Origin of the sequence: Pseudomonas sp. NFACC37-1 (genome assembly GCF_900101575.1) — a bacterium.
GTDB lineage: Bacteria > Pseudomonadota > Gammaproteobacteria > Pseudomonadales > Pseudomonadaceae > Aquipseudomonas > Aquipseudomonas fluorescens_AA.
The window spans coordinates 24,329-42,460 of sequence record NZ_FMUZ01000036.1 but is presented as its reverse complement, the minus strand read 5'-3'; the positions used below and the strand labels follow the sequence as shown (position 1 = coordinate 42,460).

Below are 18,132 nucleotides of genomic sequence, written 5' to 3'. Positions count from 1 at the left end.
GACTTGAGAATTCTTAAGCTGAAATGGAGGTTTGGCGTCAGATTTTTTTACAAGTGACGGCAGTGCGCCTGCGGAAATCTCGCTGAAGGAGATTTCCGTTGGCGGCAAGGGGCGTCAGGCGGCTTCTTGTACAACGTTAAGAATGGTCAACAGGCTTTGCACATGCTCGGCGGCATCTCGGCCCAGGCTGGTCAGGTAACCGCCATCGGACAAGGTGATCAGATCTTTTTCGTACAGGCGCTTGGCAGCAGCGATGGCAGAGGGGGCAGCGGTCTGATGAATTTTCAGGCCTTCCTGGGAACTGTCCAGGTTGAAGAGTGCAAGGATTTCCAGTTCGGCAACCAACTCAGGGGTAAGCGACATAAGGACTCCAGACTTTCTAGGAATTTGGACGACAGCGTCACTAAGGTGAGCGTAGTCGGCCGAGCTGTCCAGTGTCGGAGTAGTGGTTTTTTCGTTTTAGGGGACGGAGCACCGCTGTACTACCAGGCGGAGCCCCCTGTGGCGAGGGGATTTATCCCCGCTGGGTCGCGAAGCGGCCCCAAAAAACATGAGCGCGCCCGATTTCCAGGGTCTGCTTCGCAGCCCAGCGGGGATAAATCCCTCGCCACAGGAGCAACTTTGTCTCGCGGTTTATTTCTTTTCCGGCGGCAACTCGGGCAGGGCGCGCAACGCCGTTTCGTACCATTGGGTGTCGAACGGGCGGTCTTCTTCGAGGATGGCGTCGATCTCATGGGCCAGTACATGAGCCATGAGGTTGAGGATTTCTTCGCGCTCGTAGCCCACCAGGGTCAACTTGTTGAAGGTGGCCTTGGCCGCTGGCGGGTTGTCACTTTCGATCTGGTTTTCGATGGCTTCGATCAGCGTGTTCTCGACAAAATCTTCTTCGTCGGTGTCGATATCGGTTGGCTCGCTCATGGCAGGCTCCTGTAAGAAAGGTCGCCAGTTTACCTGCATTCAGCGGCGTGATGCGCCTGGCAAGAAACCCCTCGACGGTCTATAACGCAAGGCTGCCAACCCCGCACGGCCTGGAGGCTTTGTAATGCTCAAGCTTTATGGTTTCTCTGTCAGTAATTATTACAACATGGTCAAGCTGGCACTGTTGGAGAAGGGCGTGCCCTTCGAAGAAGTGCAGTTCTTTGGCAACCAGACCCCGGAAGCCCTGGCCATCAGCCCGCGCGGCAAGGTGCCGGTGCTGAAGACCGAACAGGGTTTTATCAACGAGACCAGCGTCATCCTCGAATACATCGAGCAAACCCAATCGGGTAAAGCCCTGCTGCCGACCGACCCGTTCGAGCGCGCCCAGGTGTTGGCCTTGTGCCGGGAAATCGAGCTGTACATCGAGCTGCCGGGGCGGGCCTGCTATGGCGAAGCATTTTTCGGCATGACGGTGGCCGATGCCATCAAGGAAAAGTCCAAGTCCGAATTGCTGCTGGGGTTCGCCTCGCTCGGCCGGCACGGCAAATTCTCGCCGTATGTGGCCGGTGACAGCCTGAGCATCGCCGACCTGTATTTCTACTACAGTCTTTCGCTGGCCTTGCAAGTGGGCAGGAAAGTCTTCGATATCGATTGGCTGGCGGACATGCCGGCGGCCAAGGCGCTTATGGAGCGCTTGGAGCAGAACCCGAACGTGCAGCGGATCGCTGCGGACAGGGAGGCAGAGATGCCGGCGTTTTTGGCGATGATTGCTGCAAAGAAGTGAGTTTTGTGCTGTTCTGAAGGACGCTTTCGCGAGCAAGCCCGCTCCCACACTGGACCTCTATATGTTCACAAGATTTGTGTCCACTGAAGATCTACTGTGGGAGCGGGCTTGCTCGCGAAGCTTTTAGCGGCTGGCGAGCAACGCCTGGCCGCGCACAACCGCTGCCTTGACCTGCGCCGGCGCGGTGCCGCCGATGTGGTCACGGGCATTGACCGAGCCTTCGAGGGTCAGCACGGCGAACACGTCCTGCTCGATCTGGTCGCTGAACCGGCGCAGTTCGTCCAGGCTCATTTCCGCCAGGTCCTTGCCGGTGTCCACGCCGTACTTCACGGCATGGCCGACAATCTCATGGCAATCACGGAACGGCAGGCCACGGCGCACCAGGTAGTCGGCCAGGTCGGTGGCGGTGGAGAAGCCGCGCAGGGCCGCTTCGCGCATCACCGCGTGCTTGGGCTTGATGGCCGGGATCATGTCGGCGAAGGCCCGCAGCGAGTCGCGCAAAGTGTCGGCGGCGTCGAACAGCGGCTCCTTGTCTTCCTGGTTGTCCTTGTTGTAGGCCAGCGGCTGGCCTTTCATCAGGGTCAACAGGCCCATCAGTGCGCCGAACACCCGGCCGCTCTTGCCGCGCACCAGTTCCGGCACGTCGGGGTTTTTCTTTTGCGGCATGATCGAGCTGCCGGTGCAGAAACGGTCGGGCAAATCGATGAATTGGAACTGCGCGCTGGTCCATAGCACCAGCTCTTCGGAGAAACGCGACAGGTGCATCATCGCGATGCTCGCGGCGGCGCAGAATTCGATGGCGAAATCGCGGTCCGAGACGTTATCCAGCGAGTTGCCGCCCACGGCGTCGAAGCCCAGCAGCTGCGCGGTGTATTCACGATCGATCGGGTACGTGGTGCCGGCCAGCGCGGCGCTGCCCAGGGGCATGCGGTTGGTGCGCTTGCGGCAGTCCACCAGGCGCTCGTAGTCGCGGCTGAGCATTTCGAACCAGGCCAGCATGTGATGCCCAAACGTTACAGGTTGAGCGGTTTGCAGGTGCGTGAAGCCCGGCATGATGCTCTCGGCCTCGCGCTCGGCCTGTTCCAGCAGGCCTTTTTGCAGGCGCGTGATTTCGCCCAGGATCAGGTCGATTTCATCCCGCAGCCACAGGCGGATGTCGGTGGCGACCTGGTCGTTGCGGCTGCGGCCGGTGTGCAGCTTCTTGCCGGTCACGCCAATGCGGTCGGTCAGGCGTGCTTCGATGTTCATGTGCACGTCTTCAAGGTCGACGCGCCAGTCGAACTGGCCGGCCTCGATTTCAGTCTCGATGGTCTTCAGGCCATCGATGATGCTATCGCGCTCGGCATCGGTCAGCACACCGACCTTGGCCAGCATGGTGGCGTGGGCGATTGAGCCCATGATGTCGTGGCGATACAGGCGCTGGTCAAAGTTGACGGAGGCGGTGAAGCGGGCGACGAAGGCGTCGACGGGTTCACTGAAGCGGCCGCCCCAGGACTGATTGGTCTTGTCAGTGCTCATGAATTCGCTCGTGATCGGCTGTGGAAAAAGTAGCGGTTAAAGGCTGCGGCGGATGATAGCAGGGTTGCCGGGACTGGCGCTGGCACTGGTCGGCAGGTTTTTTCGATCGAGACCCGGGATCCAACCGGGTTTTCGCACAACGATATTTTTCGATTGAGCAATATCGTCGTGGCAACCGTCTACAGTGGACGGTAGGACTTTTGCTTTTTCCATCCATGGCGCACCGGACACATAGAAAAAGGGGGAGCTCATATTGGTCAGATCGACAGTTAATAATCCCTACGGCAACGCCGTGCGACAACGGGCCTCGGGCATCGGTCGGCAAGCGCTGGTAAAGATAGGCAACCGCCTCGCGGCACTTTTTGGCCCTCGAGCGAGTCTTAGCGTGGATCGCGGTGACGGATGTCACTTCCCCTGTCTACGCTATCCTTGTGCGAGACTCACGCAGGAATCCAGCGCAATATGAATGTCCTGATCGTTGATGACGAACCACTGGCCCGCGAGCGCCTGAGCCGAATGGTTGGCGAGCTCGAGGGTTACAGTGTCCTGGAGCCGAGCGCCACCAATGGCGACGAGGCATTGGCCCTTATTGACAGCCACAAGCCGGATATCGTGCTGCTCGACATTCGCATGCCTGGCCTGGACGGCCTGCAGGTGGCGGCGAAGTTGTGCGAACGGGAGTCGCCGCCCGCCGTGGTGTTCTGTACCACCCGGGACGACTTTCCACCCGAGGTGTTGCAGGCCGGTGCCGTGGGCTACCTGGTCAAGCCGGTGACGTCCGAGGCGTTGCTCGAAGCCTTGCGCAAGGCCGAGCGACCCAACCGCGTGCAACTGGCGGCACTGACCCGTCCGGCCGCCGAAAGCGGCAGTGGCCCACGCAGCCACATCAGTGCGCGCACCCGCAAAGGCATCGAGTTGATCCCCTTGAACCAGGTGGTCTATTTCATTGCCGATCATAAATACGTGACCTTGCGCCATGAGAGTGGCGAGGTGTTGCTGGACGAACCTCTCAAGGCACTTGAAGACGAGTTCGGCGAACGCTTTGTACGCATCCACCGCAACGCCCTCGTGGCCCGCGAGCGTATCGAGCGTCTGCAACGCACTCCCCTTGGGCATTTCCAACTGTTCCTCAAAGGCCTCAATGGCGACGCGCTGATTGTCAGCCGGCGGCACGTGGCCGGCGTGCGCAAGATGATGCAGCAGCTTTAAGCCAGGCGGTCCAAGGCGTTCAGCGCGTTTCATTTCCAGGATCTGGCGGCCAGGGAGGCCTTGGGGTCGTGATTCAAATCAAAGCGGTTTTGACTGAGCTGTTATTATCTGCCGTATCTTTTAAGTACGGATTGATCCATGTCCCCTCGCGAGATCCGCATCGCCACCCGTAAAAGTGCCTTGGCCCTCTGGCAGGCCGAATACGTCAAAGCCCGCCTGGAAGCGGCCCATCCCGGCCTGATCGTGACCCTGGTGCCCATGGTCAGTCGCGGTGACAAGCTGCTGGACTCGCCTCTGTCGAAAATCGGCGGCAAGGGCCTGTTCGTCAAAGAGCTGGAAACCGCGCTGCTGGACAACGAAGCCGACATCGCCGTGCATTCGATGAAAGACGTGCCCATGGACTTCCCTGAAGGCCTGGGCCTGTTTTGCATCTGTGAGCGGGAAGACCCACGCGACGCGTTCGTCTCCAACACCTTTGCCAGCCTTGAAGCGCTGCCTGCCGGGAGCGTGGTCGGCACGTCCAGCCTGCGTCGCCAGGCCCAATTGCTGACGCGTCGTCCGGACCTGCAAATCCGTTTCCTGCGCGGCAACGTCAACACGCGTCTGGCCAAGCTCGATGCCGGTGAGTATGACGCCATCATCCTTGCTGCCGCCGGCCTGATCCGCCTGGGTTTCGAAGACCGCATCACCTCGGCCATCAGCGTCGACGACAGCCTGCCGGCCGGTGGGCAAGGGGCGGTGGGTATCGAGTGTCGCAGCGCCGACAGCGACATCCACGCCCTGCTGGCGCCGCTGCACCATACAGACACCGCCACCCGAGTCTTCGCCGAACGCGCGCTGAACAAACACCTCAATGGTGGCTGCCAAGTGCCGATTGCCTGTTACGCCGTGCTGGAAGGCGAGCAGGTCTGGTTGCGCGGCCTGGTGGGGGATCCCAATGGTGGCCGGCTGCTCAGCGCCGAAGCCCGGGCACCGCGCCAGGATGCCGAGGCGTTGGGCGTGCGGGTGGCTGAAGACTTGTTGAGCCAGGGCGCCGCCGACATTCTCAAGGCGGTCTACGGCGAGGCCGGCCACGCGTGACGGGTTGGCGGCTGTTGCTCACCCGGCCGGCGGATGAGTCGTCGGCGCTGGCGGCTGTCCTGGCCGAAGCGGGGGTCTACAGCAGCAGCTTGCCGTTGCTGGATATCGAGCCGGTCCCGCTGTCCGATGCCGGGCGGGCGATATTTCAGGCTCTGGATCAATACTCTGCGGTGATCGTGGTCAGCAAGCCGGCCGCACGCCTGTGCCTCGAGCTGCTGCGCCAATACTGGCCCCAACCTCCAGACCAACCCTGGTTCAGCGTGGGCGCGGCCACCGGACAGATCCTTGCCGATGCCGGCCTCACGGTGTTCTATCCCGATAACGGCGATGACAGCGAAGCCTTGCTGGAACACTTGGTCTTGCGCCAGGCTGTTTCGCGGCCCGACCCCAAGATCTTGATCGTGCGGGGCGAAGGCGGGCGTGGCTTGCTGGCAGAGCGTTTGCGCGAGCAAGGTGCTAGTGTCGATTATCTGGAATTGTACCGCCGCCACCTGCCCAGTTACGGTGAAGGGGCGTTGCCGGCGATAGTCGAAGCGGAACGCTTGAACGCACTGGTGGTCAGCAGTGGGCAGGGCTTTGAGCATCTGCAGCGGCTGGCCGGTGATGCGTGGCCGGCCCTGGCGCGGTTACCGTTGTTTGTTCCAAGCCCAAGGGTTGCCGAGATGGCGCGTGCCGCCGGGGCCCGAACAGTTGTGGATTGCCGTGGCGCCAATGCCGCGGCTTTGCTGGCGGCGTTACGGGAACACTCCGTGCCGTTTTCTAATGCAAAGGATGGATACGTGAGCGAAACAGCCTTGCCAAAAGAAGATCTAGACCAGCCAGCGATCGATGCGCCGGTTGAGCCCCCGCCCCCAGTGGCGCCGCGCCGCGGCAACGGGCTGGCCATTGTTGCCCTGCTGCTCGGCGCCGCCGGTGTTGCCGTGGGCGGTTGGGGCGTGTGGCAGGTACGTCACCTGCAAACCAATAACCAGCAGCAGTCCGCCCAGGTCCAGGCGCTGAACGACCAGGCCCAGACCCTCAAGCTCAACGAGCAACGCCTGAGCGAGCGCCTGGCGCAATTGCCACCGGCCGAAGAACTGGAGGAGCGGCGGCGCCAGGTGGCCCAGTTGCAAGGTGATCAGCAGCATCTGAACCAGCGCCTGGAAACCGTGCTGGGTGCCAGCCGCAAGGATTGGCGACTGGCGGAGGCCGAGCACCTGTTGCGCCTGGCCAGCCTGCGTCTTTCCGCCCTGCAAGACATCGACAGTGCCCAGGCGCTGGTCCAGGGCGCTGACGAAATCCTGCGCGAACAGAACGACCCCGGTTCGTTCGCTGCCCGCGAGCAACTGGCCAAGACCCTCGCTGCGCTGCGCAGCACCGAACAACCGGATCGTACCGGGCTGTTCCTGCAACTGGGCGCCTTGCGTGATCAGGTGTTGCAACTGACCGAACTGGCACCCGAGTACAAGGATCGTGGAGAGTCGCTGCTGGGCCTGACCGCCGATGGCGATGGTGCCAGCCGGTGGGCGCAGTGGTGGGACCAGATCTCGCGCTATATCCGCATCGACTTCAACGCCGACGAGAACGTCCGTCCGCTGCTGGCCGGACAAAGCCTCGTGCAAGTGCGCCTGGCCTTGAGCCTGGCGCTGGAGCAGGCGCAATGGGCCGCCCTCAATGGTCAGGCGCCGGTATACACCCAGGCGCTGACCGAGGCTCGGGACGTGTTGAAGAACAACTTCAACCAGGACAACCCGCAAAGCAAGATCATGCTCGAACGCGTGGTCGAGCTGTCCAGGCAACCGGTGACCGTGGTCACCCCGGACCTGACGGGCACGCTGAGCAGCGTCCAGGCCTACCTTGAGCGTCGCAACCTCAATGCCCAGGAATCGGTCAAGCCACTGCCCGCCCCAGGCGCGCAGGAGGCCACGCCATGAAGCGCCTCTACGTGATTCTGTTCGTGGTCATCGCTGCCGCGGCTTTGCTGGGCGTAGCGATTGCCGAGCATTCGGGTTACGTGCTGGTGGCGTACAAGAACTTCCGTTATGAAGCTGGCCTGTGGGTCACCCTGGCCCTGGTGGCGGTGCTCTGGCTGGTGTGGCGAGGCCTGAGGGCGCTGATCGGGTTGGTGACCACGTCCAGCGGCGTGGTCAACCCGTGGTCTCGGCGCAACCGCAGTCGTCGGGTGCAAGTGGCGATCGAACACGGTCAGTTGGACCTGGCCGAAGGTCGCTGGGCCAGTGCCCAGCGCCATCTGCATCGTGCCGCCGAAGCCGAGCGCCAACCGCTGCTGTATTACCTGGGGGCCGCCCGCGCGGCCAACGAACAAGGGCTTTACGAGCAAAGCGACAGTTTGCTGGAGCGCGCCCTGGAGCGTCAGCCCCAGGCGGAACTGGCCATTGCCCTGACGCACGCGCAATTGCAGATGGATCGGGGTGACACGGATGGCGCACTGAGCACGCTGCAGGCCATGCATGAGCGTCATCCCCATAACGCCCAGGTCCTGCGCCAATTGCAACGGCTGCATCAGCAGCGCGGCGATTGGTCGGCGGTGATCCGGCTGTTGCCGGAGCTGCGCAAGGATAAAGTCCTGCCGCCGGCCGAGCTGGCTGAACTGGAGCGGCGTGCCTGGGGCGAAAACCTGACCCTGGCGGCCCACCGCGAGGAGGACGGCAGCGTCGGTTTGCAGTCGCTCAATCGAGCCTGGCAACAACTGACCTCCGCACAGCGCCAGGAGCCGGCGCTGGTGCTGGCCTATGCCGAGCAATTGCGCCAGTTGGGCGCCCAGGTCGAAGCCGAAGAGGTGCTGCGCGGCGCGCTCAAGCGTCACTATGACAGCCATCTGGCGCGCCTGTACGGGCTGGTTCGCGGCAATGATCCGATCCGCCAGTTGCAAGCGGCCGAAGGCTGGCTCAAGGACCACCCGGCCGACCCGAGCCTGTTGCTGACCCTGGGGCGCCTATGCCTGCAGAACAGCTTGTGGGGCAAGGCGCGGGATTATCTGGAAAGCAGTTTGCGCGCCCAGCGCAATCCCGAAGCCTGCGCCGAACTGGCGCGCCTGCTGGCGCAGTTGGGGGATGCCGAGCGCAGCAACCAGTTGTTTCAGGAGGGGTTGGGACTGTTGGATGAGCGCCTGTTGGCCGCGCCGTTGCCGGTTCCGGCCCAGGTGTTGTCCACTTAAAAAGGCATGACTCATTCCTGGGAATGTATGAGTCCTTGTGGCGAGGGAGCTTGCTGTGGCGAGGGGATTTATCGCCGCTGGGCTGCGCAGCAGCCCCTTGGAAGGCAGGACTCGATGGGGCTGACGCACCACTGCAATGTCAGGCTTTTAGAGGCTGCTGCGCAGCCCAACGGGGATAAATCCCCTCGCCACAATTAAGTGCTGTCCTTGAATGAGAGGGGCGAATACCGCCCCGGTTTTGGGGCTTTGGTCATACCTTCAGCAAAGTCCTACAGCGGACCGCGCCGAATCCTCTTCGACCTGTCGGGAATTCCCTACACCCCTGGTGAAGTGTCTGCGCGGGGCTGCCTTGAAAGGCCCGAGGGCTTTCCTCTACCGTAACTGCTTGTCTCTTCTGTTACGGAATCGCCATGTCTTTGGCCAGCTCACGCTTCTCGTTTCTCATGGCTTCCATCGCCGCCGCCCTGGCTTTGGGCATCAGCACTTATCTGGAGTATTCGGCCGGCCTGACGCCTTGCAGTCTGTGTGTCTTGCAGCGGTTGTGCCTGATGCTGTTCCTGGCGAACAGCCTCGTAGCGTGTGTACACGGGCCAGGCCAACGAGGCAGTCTCTTCTATGGCGCCGCAGGATTGGTTTTTGCGACCGGGGGCATGACCCTGGCGTGGCGTCAGGTCCTGATGCAAAGCCATTCCTTCGAGTCGTTATCCGATTGTGCCGCACAGCTCAACCCGACGAGGTCGTGGTGGTGCGCGTTGCATCGTGTCCTCGACGGCGCCGTCGACTGTGCGAATATCACGTGGACGTTGTTCGACCTGAGCATCCCCGAATGGAGCCTGTTGTTTTTTCTCGCGGTGTCCAGCGCCATGACCTACCTGCTGCTGCGCCTTGCCTGGAGTGCTCTGGTACGACCGCTCAGCGGCGAGACGTCGCAGCTGGCCCGGGCCCTGGATTAAACACTTGTATGAACTTTATCTCCTGCGTACCTTGAAGCCATTGTCGTGCGGGCATAATCTGGCCCGCACGTGTTATTGGAATTGTGCCGCTCGATCATGTTGTGTCTGGCTTGTCCCTGGTCATCAGGCGTGCACAGGCTGCGAAGGGGCATGACTCACAAGGGAAGAAATCACCATGCTCGAAAGTTGTCAGAATGCTCAGGAACGCTGGGGTGGGGTGCATCTGCTGATCGATCGTTGGCTGCAGGAGCGTCATGAACTGGTTCGGGCCTACGATGATCTCGGTGCCAAGCCTGAAGCCCTGAGCGAAAGCCGCAGACCCTTGCAGGATTTCTGCGGTGTGCTGGTCGACTATGTGTCTGCCGGTCATTTCGAGATATACGAACAACTGACGGGCGAGGCGAAGGCCTTCAACGACAAGCGCGGCCTTGAACTGGCCGAGACGATCTACCCGCGCATCGATGTCATCACCGAGAAGCTGCTGGCGTTCAACGACCTGTGCGATGAAGGCAAGTGCGTAGCGGAAAAATTCAAGGAACTGGGTGGCTTGCTGCACGAGCGTTTCGAATTGGAAGACTGCCTGATCGAAGTGCTGCACAACGCTCACAAGGAAGAAGCTGCGGTCCAGGCCTGAGGGTTCGCGGTCATGAAAAAAACGGTGCGCATTGCGCACCGTTTTTTGTTGGGCCTGCGTCAGGTCGTCGCGCCCAGCAACTCGATTTCAAACACCAATGGTGTGTACGGTGGGATCACATCCCCGGCCCCTTCAGCGCCATAGGCCAGGGACGACGGAATCACCAGCCGCCATTTCGCGCCGACCGGCATTTGCGGCAACGCACTGCGCCAACCGTCGATCACACTGTCAAGATTGAACCACTGTGCCTGGCGGTTTGAATCGAATACGGTGCCGTCTGGCAATCGACCGGTATACAGCACCTGGACCTTGCCGTGAGGGCCGGCCTTCGTGCCATGGCCCGGCTTGATTTCGGTCAGCAGAATGCCGTCAGCCAGTTGCTGGACCCCGGGCCGGTTTTTTTCTTCAGTGAGAAATTTCTGCTCGGTTTTCAACGCGGCGTCGGCCTGCGGCGATGTCGATGGCGCGTTCAGTTGCGCCTGGTGCTCGGCCAGGATCTGTTCGATGCGTTCATCTTTCAGGGCCAGCGGTTTGCCCAGGTAGGCCTGTTGCAAACCTTCGACCAAGGCTTTGATCTGCAAGTCCGGCACGTCCTGGCGCAGGCGTTCGCCGAGGCTGGCACCCAGGCTATAAGCCAGATCGTGGGCATCGTTTGCGCTGGTTTTTTCAACGGCCTGGACCGTGGCGCAAGCCATGCACAGGAATAAAAACAGGTGACGCGACATGTGTGCTCTCCGGCCTCGAATCGAGGAATTATGCCAGTGTCGATATCTGTAGAGGTGGATTGCCAAGGCACTGGCGCAGAAGATTTTTCGTCCCTTGCAACGCAACGTCTTGTGTACTGTCAACATGCCCTAGCGGCGGTTGCAGCAGAGGTCTAGTATGAGCCGCACTCACGTCAGTCAGGAGGTAAACCATGTCGGCCACCAAGAAGCCTGTAAACACTCCGTTGCACTTGCTCCAACAACTCTCGGGCAGCTTGCTCGAACATCTGGAAAACGCCTGCTCCCAAGCCCTGGCTGATGCCGAAAAACTGCTCGCCAAACTGGAAAAGCAACGCGGCAAAGCGCAGGAAAAACTGCACAAGTCGCGTACCAAATTGCAAGACGCAGCCACCGCTGGCAAGGCCAAGGCACAAGCCAAGGCCAAAGATGTCGTGAAAGAGCTCGAAGACCTGCTCGATGCCCTGAAGGATCGTCAGTCCGAAACCCGCGCCTACATTTTGCAACTCAAGCGTGATGCCCAGGAAAGCCTGAAACTGGCCCAGGGTGTCGGTCGTGTGCAAGAAGCTGCGGGCAAGGCGCTGTCGCTTCGTGCGGCCAAGCCTGCCGCTGTATCGGCCAAGAAGCCGGCGGCTAAACCCGCCGTGGTAAAAGCACCGGTCAAAGCCGCAGCCAAACCTGCCGCCAAGGCACCGGCCAAGGCGGCCAGCAAGCCGGCTGCCAAACCCGTCGCGGCCAGCGCTGCAAAACCTGCGGCAAAAAAACCAGTCGTCAAGGCTGCTGCTGCCAAGCCAGCCGCAAAAACGGCGGCCGCTAAACCTGCCGCTGCCAAGCCCGCTGTAAAAGCCGCTGCTAAACCTGCAGCAAAAGTTGTGGCCAAGCCTGCCGCTAAAACCGCCGCCGCAAAACCTGCCGCGACGAAAGCCGCTGCCGCTAAGCCGGCTGCCAAAACGGCGGTAAAATCCACTGCCAAACCTGCTGCCGCCAAACCTGCTGCCAAACCTGCGGCAACCAAAACGGCCGCGGCCAAGCCTGTTGCGAAAACGGCTGCCAAGCCCGTCGCTGCCAAAGCGCCTGCCAAAGTGGCGGCTAAACCCGCTGCCAAACCAGCCGCTGCGAAGCCTGCTGCCGCGAAGCCAACGGCTGCCAAGCCTGCTACGGCCAAGCCCGCTGCCGCCAAGCCCGCCGCTAAACCAGCCGTGAAGAAGCCAGCCGCTGCAAAACCTGCGACTGCGCCGGCCGCCAAGCCAGCGACACCGACTCCGGCCCCGACCGCGACACCTGCGCCTACCGCCAGCACTCCGGCCTCGGCCACCAGCCCAGCCGCCGTTGCGCCGACCACCAGCAGTACCCCAACCAGCGCTTCCTAAGTGCCGGACACCGCGACGCGCAGCTGATGCAGCGCGTCGCGGTTCGCTGGGTCGGCACTCGTCACCAGCCCTTGCAGCCATAGCGCTGAATCATTCGGTTGTTCCTCAGGCCAATTCCCGGTCGCCGCCTGCAATCGTTCCAGCAATCGTCGTTCGGCTTCCAATTCCAGTCGCTTGACCTGTTCGCGCAGGCTATCGAGTGCCGTGTCTTGCCGGGCACCGGTCTTCCATTGACTGCGAAGCGCGCGCAAGGGCCTCACCACCTCTGCCTCCCAAGGCTCGGTCAATTGTCGAAGCTGTTGCAGCCGTTGTTCATTGCAGGCCACGCCGCGTCGTTCCAGCCACAGCCCGCAAAGCAACAGGCAGACATTGATGCCGGCGCTCTGTAGCGTGAGGCACGCAGGCTCTACGCCAGGCTTGGCATAAAGGTCGAGGGAAAAACTCCACAGGTCAGGGGACATCGTGCTACTCGCGCCAGTTGCGAGCGAAGCTGGTAGACTCCGCCGCCATTATGATCCGACTTCAGAACCTGACTTTACAGCGTGGCCCGCAACGTCTGCTAGAAGACGCCGAGCTGACCCTGCACGCCGGCCACAAAGCCGGCCTCATCGGTGCCAACGGCGCCGGCAAATCGAGCCTGTTCGCCTTGCTGCGAGGCGAGCTGCACCCGGACTCGGGCGATTGCCTGCTGCCGGCCGACTGGCGTATCGCTCACATGCGCCAGGAGGTCGACACCCTCGATCGCCTGGCGGTGGACTACGTGCTCGATGGCGACCTGCGCCTGCGCCAGGTGCAGCGTGACCTGGCGGCAGCCGAAGCGGCCCACGACGGTGCCGCACAGGCCCGCCTGCACGCGGAACTCGACAGTGCCGACGGCTATACCGCCGATGCCCGCGCGCGCAAGTTGCTCGCCGGCCTGGGCTTTACCAATGAACAGATGGACCGCCAGGTCGGGGACTTCTCCGGTGGCTGGCGGATGCGCCTGAACCTGGCGCAGGCCCTGATGTGCCCTTCGGATCTGCTGCTGCTCGATGAACCGACCAACCACTTGGACCTCGACGCCATCATCTGGCTCGAAGACTGGCTCAAGGGTTACCCGGGCACGCTGCTGCTGATTTCCCACGACCGCGATTTCCTCGACGCGGTGGTGGATCACGTGGCCCATGTCGACCAGCGCAAGCTCACCTTGTACCGCGGTGGCTACAGCGCCTTCGAGCGCGCCCGTGCCGAACGCCTGGCCCAGCAACAGCAGGCCTACGAGAGGCAACAGGCGCAACGTGCGCACATGGAAAGCTACATCGCCCGCTTCAAGGCCCAGGCCACCAAGGCCCGCCAGGCCCAGAGCCGGATCAAGGCGCTGGAGCGGATGGAAGAGCTGTCGGCGGCCCACGTCGATTCACCGTTCGATTTTGTCTTCCGCGAATCGACCAAGATTTCCAGCCCGTTGATCGACCTGTCCGACGCGCGCCTGGGTTATGGCGACAAGACCGTGCTGGAGAAGGTCAAGCTGCAACTGACCCCGGGTGCGCGGATCGGTCTGCTGGGCCCCAATGGTGCCGGTAAGTCGACCCTGATCAAGAACCTCTCGGGCGAACTCCAGCCATTGGCTGGACGCTTGACCCGAGGCGAAAACACCGTTGTTGGCTATTTCGCCCAGCACCAGCTCGACTCCCTGGATTCCAAGGCCAGCCCGCTGCTGCACCTGCAACGCCTGGCGCCAAGCGAGCGGGAGCAAACCCTGCGCGACTTCCTCGGTGGGTTCGATTTTCGCGGGGCGCGCATCGACGAGCCGGTGTTGAATTTCTCCGGTGGCGAAAAGGCGCGCCTGGCGCTGGCGTTGATCGCCTGGGGCCGGCCGAACCTGTTGCTGCTCGACGAACCGACCAACCACCTGGACCTGGAAATGCGCCTGGCCCTGACCATGGCCTTGCAGGAATTCAGTGGCGCGGTACTGGTGGTGTCCCACGATCGGCATTTGCTCAAGAGCACCACGGATAATTTCTTCCTGGTGGCCGACGGCAAGGTCGAGGAGTTCGACGGTGACCTGGAAGACTATGCCCGTTGGCTGGTGGAGTACCGCCAGCGCAACGCGCCGGTCAGCAGCACGCCGGTCAACCCGGACAAGACCGACAAAAAGGCCCAGCGCCAGGCCGCCGCCGCATTGCGCCAGCAACTGGCGCCGCACAAGCGCGAGGCCGACAAGCTCGAAGCCGAGCTGGGCAAGCTGCATGAAAAACTGCAGAAAATCGAAACCAGCCTGGGCGACAGTGGTCTCTACGAGGCGGCGCGCAAGGATGAGTTGCGTGACCTGCTGGCCGAGCAGGCCAGGCTGAAGGTTCGGGAAGCGGAGATCGAGGAGGCGTGGATGCAAGCGCTGGAACTGCTGGAAAACCTGCAAGCGGAGCTGGAGGCCTTGTCCTGATGGAAGCGTTGGCGTTGCCTGTCCCTGTCATGTGGATCGAGCCGATCTGGCTCGGTGTGCAAATCCTGTTGATCCTGGTGGCCGGTTATGTCTCGCAGCGCTTCGTCGCGCGTGCGCTCACGGGCCTGGGTGAGCGTTACCCGCTCCCACCCCAACTGGTGATTATCCTGCGGGGCGTGCTGCGCTGGCTGATCATGGGGACTGCGGTGCTGGTGGTGCTCGAACGCCTGGGCGTCTCGGCCACGGTGCTGTGGACGGCTCTGTCGGGTTTTGTCGCGGTGGCAGCGGTGGCTTTCTTCGCCATCTGGAGCGTGCTGTCCAACCTGTTCTGCGCCGTGTTGATCTACACCGTCGGACCGTTTCGCCTGGGCGATGTGGTCGAGTTGGTGGATACCACCGACAAGCCCGGCATCAAAGGGCGCGTGGTGGCGATCAATCTGCTGTACACCACGCTGATCGAACCCGAGGAACTCGGCACCGGCAGCGCCATGGTGCAAGTGCCCAACAGCCTGTTCTTCCAGCGTTCGGTACGGCGCTGGCGTGGCAGCGAAGCCTTTCCGGTGGGTGGGTTCGTCGAATAACCTGGCCTCGCCGATTGGCTTTTTTTTGCAAAAAAGCGATGGTCAATCCTGCGGCGGCGCATTAGCTTAGTCGTTTTCGACGAATCCGAGCCGAGGTGTGCAATGGTGTTGGAAACATGGCTGGCGTTTTTCGCCGCCTGTTGGGTGATCAGTCTTTCCCCGGGCGCCGGCGCCATTGCATCGATGTCCAGTGGCTTGCGCTACGGTTTTTGGCGCGGTTACTGGAATGCCCTGGGCCTGCAATTGGGCCTGGCGCTGCAAATCGTGATCGTCGCCGCCGGTGTTGGCGCGATCCTCACGGCGTCGGCCACCGCGTTCTATGCGATCAAGTGGTTCGGCGTGGCCTATCTGGTCTACCTGGGGGTCAAACAGTGGCGAGCCATCCCCGGTGACATGACTGATGACGCGGCCCCGCGGCCCATCGGCAAGCCCCTGGCACTGGTGTTTCGCGGCTTTCTGGTCAACGTCAGCAACCCCAAGGCGTTGGTATTCATGCTGGCGGTGTTGCCGCAGTTCATCAATCCCCACGCACCGTTGATCCCGCAATACCTGATCCTGGGCGTCACAATGATCGTCGTCGATCTCATCGTCATGGCCGGGTACACCGGGTTGGCGTCCAAGGTCCTGCGCCTGTTGCGCACACCGAAGCAGCAACGGCGGATGAACCGCGCCTTCGCGGGTATGTTCATTGGCGCGGCGGGTTTGCTCGCGACGATTCGCAAGGCTGCGGTGTAAAGCAAAACCTGTGGTGAGGGGATTTATCCCCGCTGGGGTGCGAAGCAGCCCCAAGAATTCTGCGAGCGCTACGCACTCGAGCGGGGATAAATCCCCTCGCCACAGAAGCAGCTGAAGAGCTACCCGACGGTGTGGCTCAGCGCAGGATCACCGGCGCGGTATCCCGGGGCAGGTTATTGCGCTGCATCGGCTCGCCGGGCTGTTGGTTGCTCGGGCCGCCGAGTTGTTCACTCAGCTGCCGCGCCACGTCTTCACCCAGGGCCTTGGACACTTCGCGCACCACCCGTGGACGGTTGAGGCTGATGCGCACGTCCCGGTGGTTCAACAACTTGGTGTCCTGGCCTTCGCCCATGGCCGTAAAGGCCGAGGTGATTTCGTAGGTCTTGGTGTTGATCAGGCTGAAGTCCGCCACCAGGGTCAGCGCCAGCACGGCCGAGTAGCTGTCGGTGTTGGCCAGTTCGTTGATGTCGCGGGTGAAGTCGATGTCCGACACCGTGCCGAACAGCACGTAGTCGGCACCCTTGAAGTTCCCGGCCTTGATGCGCTTGATGACGTCATAGACGTCGCCATTGGACGCCGCCGTGTGAGGCGTGCCCTGGGTCAGCTGGAACATCCCGCTGCGCAGGATCTCGCCCTTGATGTCACCCGTGAACTTGCGCAGTTCGCCCTGCTCGATGTAGCTGCTGGTGGCTTCCATCTCGTCGTAGCTCGAGGAAGCGCTGGCACTGTAGGGGTTCGCCTGGAAGTTGCTCTGCGCTGAAACGGTGTGGATGTATTCCTCCACCCGCTCCTGGTACGCCAGGTCGGTCACCGCGACTTTTGGGGCTGCCTGCGCGCTGAATGCGCAGGCCAGGGCCATGATGCCTATCCATGTGCGCATGGCTTAGCGCTCCGTGGTCTTGCGGATTTCTTTTTCGTCCATCCACTCGGCCAGACCGCTCTCGACGTCGATCAATTGCAGGCTGAATTTGTAGAAGACGTCCTTGTAGTCGCTGCTGCGCTTGACGATCGAGCTGATGGAGCCCTCGAGGCGGTACTTGGCCGCGATCATGTTGCCGGTCTTGGCCACGGTGCTTTTCTTGTACAGGCCGCTCTGGTTCTGCAGCTTGAGCTGGTCGACCTGGCTGTCCATGGCGGTGTTGTCGCTGGCGAAACGAGCGGCACCGGTCTTCATCAGTTGGGTCTTGATGCTGGTGGTGATTTCGCGGGTGTCGATGTATTCGCTGGTCTTGTTCTTCACGTCATAGACCTGGACCACCGGGCGGCCCTGCAGGATGCCGGACTGGGCCAGGGAGCGGGTCATGGACTCGGCGATCATTTGCAGGTCGGTGGAGCCGAACTCGTTGGTCACGGTTTCCACGGCCTTGGTATCGCCGTAGCTGATGTTCTTGTTGCCCAGGACCGGCGAGTTGTTGGCACAGCCGCTGACCAGCAGGGCGGCGAGGGCGAGGGATGAAATGCGTACGAACATGTGGGTGCTCTCAAATTGCTGCATAAAGGGTTTTTGTGGCAAGGGGATTTATCCCCCGTTGGGCTGCGTAGCAGCCCCAAAAAACTGAATGAAATCTACCTGACATACCGAGTCCGTCGGTTTGAGGGCTGCTGCGCAGCCCAGCGGGGATAAATCCCCTCGCCACAGGTCTGGTGTTGGCTTGACCGACCGGGATCAGGCTCAAGGGGTATTGATTTCCAAACGGAAATCCACGGCCTTGGGTGTCGGGGCGATGGCCGGCAGGAAGCTGGTCTGTTCGCCGTACAGCGTCAGGCTTTTCCAGGTTTCTTCCTCGGCGATCGGAAAACCTTCCGGCCCCAACCAGGCAAAGCGGTAGTACATCGTCTTGTTGTTGTAGCTGGTGTTGCTCAACTGGACATTGACGGTCATGTAGCCGTTTTCCCGGGCCACGCGCATGGCGCCGACCACGATGTTCTTGGTCTTGCCCATCGCCACGACCTTGCTGGCGGCGCTGCCCGGCTCCGGAGGCGGCGGGGTGGCGCAACCGGCCAGCAAGGCCAGGGCGCCGACGGCGATCATTTTTAAACGCATGTGAA

General features: G+C 61.8%; 19 protein-coding genes and 1 pseudogene. 12 read left to right on the top strand and 8 right to left on the bottom strand.

Features of this window, described 5'->3' with window-relative positions:
- Positions 1 to 114 precede the first annotated feature (114 nt).
- The gene (locus BLP82_RS25615) at positions 115 to 363 is read right to left on the bottom strand and encodes a TIGR02647 family protein (RefSeq protein ID WP_025216093.1); all 249 of its coding nucleotides are present in this window, start codon (positions 361 to 363) and stop codon (positions 115 to 117) included.
- 270 nt (positions 364 to 633) lie between these two features.
- A complete protein-coding gene (locus tag BLP82_RS25610; protein WP_092174839.1) occupies positions 634 to 918 on the bottom strand; it encodes a hypothetical protein in 285 nt (94 codons plus the stop codon).
- A gap of 124 nt (positions 919 to 1,042) precedes the next feature.
- Between BLP82_RS25610 and BLP82_RS25605 the strand changes: the two genes are divergently transcribed.
- Complete coding sequence (locus tag BLP82_RS25605) at positions 1,043 to 1,702, top strand: glutathione S-transferase family protein (protein ID WP_092174835.1); 660 nt, start codon at positions 1,043 to 1,045, stop codon at positions 1,700 to 1,702.
- Between the two features lie 123 nt (positions 1,703 to 1,825).
- On the opposite strand, the gene argH is transcribed toward BLP82_RS25605, so the two are convergent.
- On the bottom strand, positions 1,826 to 3,220 hold the full coding sequence (gene argH, locus BLP82_RS25600; protein WP_092174831.1) for an argininosuccinate lyase: 1,395 nt from the start codon (positions 3,218 to 3,220) through the stop codon (positions 1,826 to 1,828).
- A gap of 462 nt (positions 3,221 to 3,682) precedes the next feature.
- Here argH and BLP82_RS25595 point away from each other — a divergent pair, with 462 nt between their 5' ends.
- From BLP82_RS25595 to rsd, 7 genes and pseudogenes are all read left to right on the top strand, one after another.
- The gene (locus BLP82_RS25595; protein WP_092174826.1) at positions 3,683 to 4,429 is read left to right on the top strand and encodes a LytR/AlgR family response regulator transcription factor; all 747 of its coding nucleotides are present in this window, start codon (positions 3,683 to 3,685) and stop codon (positions 4,427 to 4,429) included.
- Positions 4,430 to 4,567: 138 nt separating this feature from the next.
- Positions 4,568 to 5,509: a hydroxymethylbilane synthase gene (gene hemC / locus BLP82_RS25590; protein WP_092174821.1), complete on the top strand. Its 942-nt coding sequence runs from the start codon at positions 4,568 to 4,570 to the stop codon at positions 5,507 to 5,509.
- Positions 5,506 to 6,252 (top strand): annotated as a pseudogene (locus tag BLP82_RS31770) (uroporphyrinogen-III synthase); the annotation flags it as partial. The gene hemC and the pseudogene BLP82_RS31770, both read left to right, overlap by 4 nt.
- Positions 6,253 to 6,288: 36 nt before the next feature.
- The gene (locus BLP82_RS31765) at positions 6,289 to 7,422 is read left to right on the top strand and encodes a uroporphyrinogen-III C-methyltransferase (RefSeq protein WP_256576679.1); all 1,134 of its coding nucleotides are present in this window, start codon (positions 6,289 to 6,291) and stop codon (positions 7,420 to 7,422) included.
- On the top strand, positions 7,419 to 8,666 hold the full coding sequence (locus BLP82_RS25580) for a heme biosynthesis protein HemY (protein WP_092174813.1): 1,248 nt from the start codon (positions 7,419 to 7,421) through the stop codon (positions 8,664 to 8,666). The genes BLP82_RS31765 and BLP82_RS25580 overlap by 4 nt, the downstream gene beginning before the upstream one ends.
- Positions 8,667 to 9,076: 410 nt before the next feature.
- Positions 9,077 to 9,619 (top strand): disulfide bond formation protein B, encoded by a 543-nt coding sequence (locus BLP82_RS25575; RefSeq protein ID WP_092174809.1) that lies wholly within the window; start codon positions 9,077 to 9,079, stop codon positions 9,617 to 9,619.
- Positions 9,620 to 9,794: 175 nt separating this feature from the next.
- The gene (rsd, locus tag BLP82_RS25570) at positions 9,795 to 10,253 is read left to right on the top strand and encodes a sigma D regulator (RefSeq protein WP_092174804.1); all 459 of its coding nucleotides are present in this window, start codon (positions 9,795 to 9,797) and stop codon (positions 10,251 to 10,253) included.
- A gap of 59 nt (positions 10,254 to 10,312) precedes the next feature.
- Here the strand turns inward: rsd and BLP82_RS25565 are convergent, their stop codons facing one another.
- A complete protein-coding gene (locus tag BLP82_RS25565; RefSeq protein WP_092174800.1) occupies positions 10,313 to 10,978 on the bottom strand; it encodes an FKBP-type peptidyl-prolyl cis-trans isomerase in 666 nt (221 codons plus the stop codon).
- Positions 10,979 to 11,169: 191 nt separating this feature from the next.
- Here BLP82_RS25565 and BLP82_RS25560 point away from each other — a divergent pair, with 191 nt between their 5' ends.
- Positions 11,170 to 12,345 (top strand): AlgP family protein, encoded by a 1,176-nt coding sequence (locus tag BLP82_RS25560; RefSeq protein WP_092174795.1) that lies wholly within the window; start codon positions 11,170 to 11,172, stop codon positions 12,343 to 12,345.
- On the opposite strand, the gene BLP82_RS25555 is transcribed toward BLP82_RS25560, so the two are convergent.
- Positions 12,342 to 12,806 carry a TIGR02444 family protein gene (locus tag BLP82_RS25555; RefSeq protein WP_092174791.1) on the bottom strand — a complete coding sequence of 155 codons (465 nt, stop codon included), beginning with the start codon at positions 12,804 to 12,806 and terminating at the stop codon, positions 12,342 to 12,344. The genes BLP82_RS25560 and BLP82_RS25555 overlap by 4 nt on opposite strands.
- Positions 12,807 to 12,856: 50 nt before the next feature.
- Here BLP82_RS25555 and BLP82_RS25550 point away from each other — a divergent pair, with 50 nt between their 5' ends.
- From BLP82_RS25550 to rhtB, 3 genes are all read left to right on the top strand, one after another.
- A complete protein-coding gene (locus BLP82_RS25550; protein WP_092174788.1) occupies positions 12,857 to 14,767 on the top strand; it encodes an ATP-binding cassette domain-containing protein in 1,911 nt (636 codons plus the stop codon).
- A complete protein-coding gene (locus tag BLP82_RS25545; protein ID WP_060740109.1) occupies positions 14,767 to 15,348 on the top strand; it encodes a mechanosensitive ion channel family protein in 582 nt (193 codons plus the stop codon). The genes BLP82_RS25550 and BLP82_RS25545 overlap by 1 nt, the downstream gene beginning before the upstream one ends.
- Positions 15,349 to 15,450: 102 nt before the next feature.
- Positions 15,451 to 16,083, top strand: coding sequence for a homoserine/homoserine lactone efflux protein (gene rhtB, locus BLP82_RS25540; RefSeq protein ID WP_060740110.1), 633 nt, complete (start codon positions 15,451 to 15,453; stop codon positions 16,081 to 16,083).
- Between the two features lie 136 nt (positions 16,084 to 16,219).
- On the opposite strand, the gene BLP82_RS25535 is transcribed toward rhtB, so the two are convergent.
- The 3 genes from BLP82_RS25535 to BLP82_RS25525 form a co-directional block, all read right to left on the bottom strand.
- On the bottom strand, positions 16,220 to 16,963 hold the full coding sequence (locus tag BLP82_RS25535) for a penicillin-binding protein activator LpoB (protein WP_092174783.1): 744 nt from the start codon (positions 16,961 to 16,963) through the stop codon (positions 16,220 to 16,222).
- Between the two features lie 3 nt (positions 16,964 to 16,966).
- The gene (lpoB, locus tag BLP82_RS25530; protein WP_003177333.1) at positions 16,967 to 17,554 is read right to left on the bottom strand and encodes a penicillin-binding protein activator LpoB; all 588 of its coding nucleotides are present in this window, start codon (positions 17,552 to 17,554) and stop codon (positions 16,967 to 16,969) included.
- A 201-nt stretch (positions 17,555 to 17,755) separates the two neighbouring features.
- On the bottom strand, positions 17,756 to 18,127 hold the full coding sequence (locus tag BLP82_RS25525; protein WP_092174778.1) for a YcfL family putative periplasmic lipoprotein: 372 nt from the start codon (positions 18,125 to 18,127) through the stop codon (positions 17,756 to 17,758).
- Positions 18,128 to 18,132: the final 5 nt, after the last annotated feature.